This window comes from Anaerofustis sp. (genome assembly GCF_019420015.1).
In the GTDB taxonomy this organism is placed as follows: Bacteria; Bacillota; Clostridia; order Eubacteriales; family Anaerofustaceae; genus Anaerofustis.
Genome location: NZ_JAHZIA010000063.1, coordinates 1 through 2,066 on the forward strand (window position 1 = coordinate 1; position 2,066 = coordinate 2,066).

The 2,066-nt window shown below is 33.4% G+C and carries 2 protein-coding genes and 1 tRNA gene; 2 read left to right on the forward strand and 1 reads right to left on the reverse strand.

Translation table 11 applies throughout. The features are described 5' to 3' along the window. Positions 1–312 precede the first annotated feature (312 nt). On the reverse strand, positions 313–840 hold the full coding sequence (locus QZ357_RS09580) for an inorganic diphosphatase (protein ID WP_290776557.1): 528 nt from the start codon (positions 838–840) through the stop codon (positions 313–315). 245 nt (positions 841–1,085) lie between these two features. On the opposite strand from QZ357_RS09580, the gene QZ357_RS09585 reads away from it, so the two are divergent. Beyond that, positions 1,086–1,847, forward strand: coding sequence for a YwaF family protein (locus tag QZ357_RS09585; protein WP_290776560.1), 762 nt, complete (start codon positions 1,086–1,088; stop codon positions 1,845–1,847). A gap of 118 nt (positions 1,848–1,965) precedes the next feature. Continuing rightward, positions 1,966–2,041 (forward strand) — tRNA-Pro (locus QZ357_RS09590). The last annotated feature ends 25 nt before the right edge of the window (positions 2,042–2,066 follow it).

Below are 2,066 nucleotides of genomic sequence, written 5' to 3' on the forward strand. Positions count from 1 at the left end.
ACCCCCTTTTTCAATGAAAGGGATGGGGATAGATTTTCCGCCAGTAAAACTCGGGCAGAGTTTTACGCAGGCGTCAAAATCGTTAAAGGCTCCACGCCCAGTGGCGCCGTTTTATGTATAATTTATAGAAATCATAAATAAAATAAACTTTTGTATTCGCAATTTTTTCTTAAAAATCGCTCATGTTGTTTAAAGCTTCCAGCTTCCTGAGTTTTTATAAAAAACTCAGCTGTTTTTTCAAAACAGTAAACAGTCAAAAAAGTCGTGGGGTTTATAAAGGGCAACACCCCTTAAGAGCATTATAACCTTTTTTTAAAATTTCTTTTTGTAATTTTCTATCGCTCTGTTTATAACTTCTTTTGCTTCTTTATCCCCAAGTGTCTTTTCAACCGTGGTTTCTTTATGTTCCAAAGTCTTGTAAACACTGAAGAAATGTTGTATTTCGTCAAAGATATGACTTGGAAGATCGTTTATGCTTTTACAATGATTGTAAGTCGGATCGTTAAAAGGTATCGCTATTATCTTTTCGTCGTTTTCTCCGTCATCAATCATGTTTAAAACACCTATTGGATAACATCTTATAAGACTTGTGGGTTGAATCTTTTCACTGCACAAAACTATTACGTCAAGGGGATCCCCGTCGTCTCCGTAAGTTCTCGGAATAAAACCGTAATTTCCGGGATAATGAGTCGATGTGTATAAAATCCTGTCTACTATAATGTATCCCGTTTCTTTGTCAAGCTCATACTTTACATTGCTTCCTTTCGGTATCTCTATGAAAGCTATGAAGTCCTCCGCTTTTATTCTGGAATCGTCAATATTATGCCAAATGGTATTCATTTCGCTCCTCCTGAGTTTTAATATTCTTTTTATATTAGTTTACACCAATATAACAAAAATGCAATACAAATCTTCCATTTAATGTTATAATGAAAAAGGAAAAAACACCGGACATATAAATAATCACATATAACCGTCCTTTGTTTTCCATTGAAACATATGGTCTTTCTTGTTTATGTTTCCAATTTCAAATAACGAACCAAAAGCAAGAAATGTTTTTAATAATATAATCTAAGGAGTATAATATGAATTTTTTAAGCGGACAAAATATAACTTCAACTTTTGAAAGATTTTCTCAAGTACATATCATCACCCTTTTAATATGTGTTTTTTTGTTGGGATTTATTTTTATAAGAAGAAAAACAATCAGAAGAAACGGAAGCGGAAGATGGTACTATCTCTTATTCGCTTTCCCTGCATTCCTGTCTGAAACAGTAAATATAGTCTGGAACTACGCCCAAAGAGGAGAAAGCAATATAATATATGCCATCCCTTTCGACTTTACATTTATAGCTATGGTACTGTCAGTACTTTTGTTTTTCGGGAAAAAACAAATATTTTTTGACCTGTTTTATTTCATATCCTTTTTTTCAGTAAGTAACCTTATATTGGCAGACTTCGGAGGATACGGCATAACACACTTCAAATTCTATCAGTTCTTTATATGCAATATATTCGTGGTGTTTTCCCTCATTTATTTTGTATTCATAGAATATCACAACATAAAAAGCATAACATCTTTAATCAATTACTCTGCCTTTATCATATTCATGATAAGTCTTAACGGTCTTTTGACTTTGGTAAGCGGAATAAATTATCTGATACCGACAATAAGCCTTATTCCAAAGGTTATTTACGATTTCGCAGGCGGCGTCGGTCTTATGTTTATAATGATGTTCCTTTCCGTTCTCATAGCTTTTATAGCTTACCTTCCTTGGTATCTATACGAAAAAAATCAGAACAATGAAAGGTATACAACAAAAGAAAACTCCGAAAAGACAGCCTAAACAGAGTAAAAAAACAGGATATAAAATCACAGAAAAAATAAAGAATTTTTGTTAAAATTTTTTTATAAATTACTTGACTTTTTTAATGTTTTACTGTAAGATATTACCTGTGTCAAGTCGAGGTGTAGCGCAGTTGGTAGCGTACGTGGTTTGGGACCATGGGGCCGGGGGTTCGAGTCCCTTCACCTCGACCATTATATTATATAGACATATCCTATA